The organism is Paramesorhizobium salinisoli, from assembly GCF_003335045.1.
Classification (GTDB): domain Bacteria; phylum Pseudomonadota; class Alphaproteobacteria; order Rhizobiales; family Rhizobiaceae; genus Paramesorhizobium; species Paramesorhizobium salinisoli.
This window is the reverse complement of sequence record NZ_QOZG01000048.1, coordinates 1-4,994: the sequence shown is the minus strand read 5'-3', so window position 1 is coordinate 4,994 and position 4,994 is coordinate 1. Positions and strand designations below refer to the sequence as shown.

3 protein-coding genes and 2 pseudogenes are annotated in these 4,994 nt (G+C 52.7%); 2 read left to right on the top strand and 3 right to left on the bottom strand.

Translation table 11 applies throughout. The annotated features are described in order from the left end of the window. Positions 1 to 264 (top strand): IS3 family transposase (locus DUT91_RS27045; protein ID WP_245419999.1); only part of this gene is annotated, 264 nt, incomplete at its 5' end. A 35-nt stretch (positions 265 to 299) separates the two neighbouring features. Here DUT91_RS27045 and DUT91_RS24435 read toward each other — a convergent pair. Beyond that, positions 300 to 418 (bottom strand): annotated as a pseudogene (locus DUT91_RS24435) (IS5/IS1182 family transposase); the annotation flags it as partial. Between the two features lie 782 nt (positions 419 to 1,200). On the opposite strand from DUT91_RS24435, the gene lanM reads away from it, so the two are divergent. After that, positions 1,201 to 3,915 (top strand): type 2 lanthipeptide synthetase LanM, encoded by a 2,715-nt coding sequence (gene lanM, locus DUT91_RS24430; RefSeq protein ID WP_114442986.1) that lies wholly within the window; start codon positions 1,201 to 1,203, stop codon positions 3,913 to 3,915. Between the two features lie 409 nt (positions 3,916 to 4,324). Here lanM and DUT91_RS24425 read toward each other — a convergent pair. Further along, positions 4,325 to 4,612: pseudogene (locus DUT91_RS24425) on the bottom strand (integrase core domain-containing protein); the annotation flags it as partial. A gap of 131 nt (positions 4,613 to 4,743) precedes the next feature. Next, on the bottom strand, positions 4,744 to 4,994 hold a 251-nt coding region (locus DUT91_RS24420; RefSeq protein WP_147272288.1), incomplete at its 5' end, for an ATP-binding protein.

Here is a 4,994-nt window from a genome sequence, read left to right as displayed (position 1 = left end):
CCAGCCTCCTGCTCCTTCACTACCGCAATAATCTGCTCTTCCGTAAATCTCTGCTTCTTCATGTGTCCGTCCTTTAATGGGCCGGACTCTAATCCAAACTGGAGGAAATTACCCGTGGCAGGTCACAAGGTCTACAGAACCAGAGACCATGCAAAGGCAGACGTATTCGACTACATCGAACGCTTCTACAACCCGAAGCGTCGGCATTCGACACTGGGCTATCTCAGCCCGATGGAATTTGAAAACAAGGTGGGATTAGCCTAACTCGGTCTCCGAAAAACCGGCAGCAGGCCAAATGTGCCGATCTTTTGCAGCGCATCCCTGAGCTTCGCTCCAGCACAGCCGCCTCGGCGAAGACGTGCCGCAGCCACGGCCAGCGTTTGCGAATGAACTTGAGGGCGGCCGGTGCGCCGTCCCGAGGTAGTGTCCAGAATCTTTCGCACTTTTTTATCAGGCGAGGGCTCCGTGGGTTGAGGTCAGTGACCGGCCCAGAGGCAAACGTTAGCGAAGATCTGCCCGACGGCTCGGGTGCCTTGGAAGAACATCAGATCCGCCACCGGGAAATACCGTCGTCTGGCGCGGCCTCAGCCGGCTGACAGACATTCGCCTCAGAACCGAAATGGCAGCGACACTCAGATGTGGGTAATTGCAAGGTCTCTGACCTCCTCAGCAAGCAGAGTTTCCTGCACAAGCAGGGGCCTCGGCGATCCGCTCAACCTCATGGCGCCGCCGCCAGCTGAGCCCTCAATGCAGGCACGTCAAATATCGGCCTCAATCCCCGCCCATCTAGGGGCGTTCCTATTTATAACCTTATAGGAACGCAGCATTCCCGGCTTAGTCGCCGGGAGATTGCTCTGAGAAACAAGGAAAGGATAAAGGTAATGATCTCCAAAAAATATGATGCAGACATAGCGTCCAAACTAGTTGGAGGCAGTTTACACGTGAGTGCAGGTAGCGGGAGATCGCTTTCACTCCTTACCGTGAGGGTCTGCTGCGACGACGAGTCTGTCAGGCCCGTGTAAGGGGCCCGACAGGTTTTAGTATCTCATAAGTCCATGCCCTGTCAGGCCCGTGTAAGGGGCCTGACAGGTTTAAGAAGACTAGCATCTGCGTGGAGACAAGTAAATATCGCGCCGCTCTGTGCGCTCAGAAAACTGTGCGCCTTTGTCAGAACGCCAGCTTTGCAAAGGAACTTCCTCGATGAGCTCCCCATCATTCGGAAGCGACGTCTTTTCAGAAATATATCGCCATATTCTTATTAATAGCGAAAAAGAAATTCTACAGTTACAGAATTCATTAATTCCTAAGGAAGCACTCAATAAATGTTTTGAAAGTGCTTTCCTTCCAATACTTCGGAAGGCTTGGGAACGACCCCTTATTTTAGAGATGAATTTTGCGAATCAGGATGGCTTGCTGCAAGGTGATTCCGAAGTTGAGCGCTTCAAATTCTTCGTCCGTGAGGTCTGCAAGCCCGAAAATTTCACGGCGCTTTGCGAAAAATATCCAGGACTCTGGGAAAGCTGGCAACGAGAGATGGGCACCTGTACGGCTTTTTTGAAATGTTTAATCGGTCATGTTAAGTCCGATATCGAAAGCGCTGCAGACCATTTTTATGGTGATGCGACTGTTGCCGTCATTGGCGGCATTTACGTGATCGGAGATCCGCACAGGGGTATGCGGCAGGCTGCGCGAGTGGAATACATAAACAAAGACGGATTAAACCGCACCCTCTATTACAAACCACGTTCCCTTGCAATCGATGAGGGTTTCAACAGCTTTATTGTTTGGTGGAATCACAGATTCCCGATCGATCACTGTGTCCCTCGTGCTTTAAATCGGGGAGATTATGGTTGGACAGAAGCTATTGTTCAACGGGAATGCGAAACAACAGATCAGGTGCGTAGTTTCTACCGTCGGTATGGCTCCCTCATGGCGCTCATGCACCTATTTGCGGCTACTGATCTCCATATGGAAAACATAATAGCCAGCGGTGAATATCCTGTCATCGTCGATCTCGAGACGCTATTTTCCTGTACGCTGGAAGCGGAAAAGCACCACCCGACTAATGGGCACATCTATGCAACACTGCTGCTGCCCACGGATACAGTGCATGGCGCGGTTGAAATCAGTCCGCTCAGCGCTCAAGCAAAAGCACAAACGGATATTGATGTGCTCGTCAATCCACAACAACGCACTTGCTTCCTGAAAATGGAAGAAAAAAAAGCAATTACCGGAGACACCGGCAGTCAAGTGATTTTTAAAAGCGAAGGAGTAGACTTTTCCAAGCACGAGCAAGACGTCATTTCCGGAATTCGAGAAACTCTCACCCTCTTGTACTTAAATAGGGACTGCGTACTTGCTGCCATAAAGGAAAATATGGGCGGCTCCCAAGTGCGTATTATTGTCCAACCAACGGACGAATACGGGAAGATTCTTTATAATATCTATCACCCCAATTCACTTAGAAATAAGGGAGCGGCCCTTGACGCCCGAGCCCTTTGCAGCGGCAGCAGGGACGCTGACATTATGGAATCGGAGATCGCCGATTTGGGTCGTGGCGATATACCATATTTTCAAATGCCGTTCGACGAACCCGTTCTAACCAACGGTCTTGGGAACGAGCTTTCAACGGCGGTTTTTCAATCACCACGCCAGAAACTAGAGTATCAGTTCTCACGGCTAACACCTGCATTCATTGACGAGGTCGTGGAGGATACCAAATACGCCTTTCTTGCCCATCGCGTGAGGAGAGGAGAAGAATGCGTTGGGCAAAAGCTGACTTGCAATAGAATGCTGGCCGCTTTTTCTGACAATCAATGGCTTGATGAGCTGGCGCTGGTTGCGATGAATGGGATCATGTGCCGTGTCCTACATATCGGTGGCAGGTATTATTGGCGCAATATGCACGTGACAGCTGAACTCACTATCCGCGCCGGGTTAAGCGAAGTTGACTTGTATCAAGGTATTGCAGGTATTGCGCTCGCCTTCCATGTTGTAGGGCAGCGTCAATCCTGTTCTCGTTTTCTCAACTTTGCCCGTTGCCTTGCTAGCCAGGTCGCTGATCAGCTTGATGACCTGCCGGTCGAACTTGGCGCTTTGAGCGGGACAGCCGGAGTTTTGTGGGCCATATGCACTATCAATGCAGACCAGCTGACTTGGCTACTCTCCACGATAGATCGGGAGTTAGCCAAACTCGCTTATCGTTTGGTTACAGAAACTTTTGAGAAATACGAGCAGCTTGATTTTCTAGCCGGTGTCAGCGGCACGTTAAGCATGCTGCTCCGCCTGCATCGACTCTACTGTGAGTATCCCATTGGAAAAGAGATCGCCTGGCTAGCGGATTTCTCTTTCACTCTCTTAAAGAATAAGGCAGATGCTCTTCTCGACGACAAAGCAACGCTGTTGGGTTTTGCCCACGGTACGGCTGGTGTTTCCGCTTCACTTGCGGAATATATGTCGTATTTTGGCCGGGAGGACCGCGATGCGATCGCAATCATTCTGCGCAATCTTAAACGCGAGACTCGCTACCGGACGGAACGGGGCTGGCCGCGCTTCGACCAAAACGACGCGTGCAATACGTCCTGGTGTCATGGCACCGTAGGTATCGGGTACTCTCGGTTGCTTTGTCGCCCTTACATTCCCGCGGACGTTTATGAGTCAGATATGTCTACCGTAAAGGCGCGGCTCGGGGAAGACCAAGCTTCACTCTGCCTTTGCCATGGTATGACTGCCGATTATTACCTTGCACGTGCCCTTGGCTTAGATGGCACCGAAATGCTGTATCGGATTCGAAAAGAGGTCGAGGCGCATAGCATCAAAACCGATTTTGGGCTAAACGGTTTCGAAATAGTGGGGGCTTTGACTGGTGTTTCCAGCCTATTCGTTGGCGACGCTATTCTTTTTAATAAGATTTAGATTGCGCGATTCCGCCGGTGTCCGATAGCGTGCTTGCGGTATCGGACCCTTGGCTTTTGGTTTCTATGCGGAACTGAGCCGGTTTTGGAGTGAACCTCTCGGGCTGGACCACGGGATACGAAAAAACTGATACACTCTGCGGGCCTCAATCATGATGGGTTTCTCCTATTCGCCCGTTGGGGCGAAGCCTCTCCCTGAGACTTGAGCCGCGCCTTGGGCGCGCGGCTCTCCATCGAATCTGATGCAGAGCATAGCGCTGCATCGCCACTTTGCCCTTGGGTCGCTCGCCAGTTTGGCGGCCGAGCTGACGTTGCCCCCAAGTTTTATCCAGTTTTGAGTTCGCTCCAGCGGTTTTGTGAAGTGCCCCCCAAATTTGGACCAGCGGAGGCTGGAGTTTTCCGGCTTCCCTTCAGGGAGGCGGGCTGGTTGCGCCTCCCGATTTCATCAGCGAGATCGGCACCTTGTTGCCAATCGCACCATGTGGCCGAACCTCATTGTAGTCTCTACGCCAATCCTCCATCTTTTCGCGGGCATCCGCAAGGGTCAGGAACCAATGCTGGTTCAGGCATTCCGCCCGAAAGCGGCCATTGAACGCCTCGATGAAGGCGTTGTCGGTGGGTTTTCCGGGACGCGAGAAGTCCAGTGTGACACCCTTGGCATAAGCCCAAAGATCCAGATCGCGGGACACGAATTCCGTTTGTCAACGGCGGAGTAAAAACCGGCCACGCGGCGGCGCAAAAGTCGGCCACCTTGGCGCGCGCATGAGACCCGTGGGAGGGCGTAGCCCGAGCGGGGTCTCATGCGCGCGTTGTGATTATTTGAAGGATTTCAGCCGGCCTTTCGGGCGCGGCTTTGGGCGAGACGATAGCTGTCACCATTCATCTCGAGGATGCTGACGTGGTGGGTGATACGATCCAGCAGCGCGCCGGTCAGACGCTCGGACCCGAGCGTCTCCGTCCATTCGTCAAACGGAAGATTGCTGGTGATCAGGGTCGCGCCTCGCTCGTATCGTTGCGAGATCAGCTCGAACAGCAATTCCGCGCCGGTCTTGGAGAGCGGCACGAAGCCCAGCTCATCGA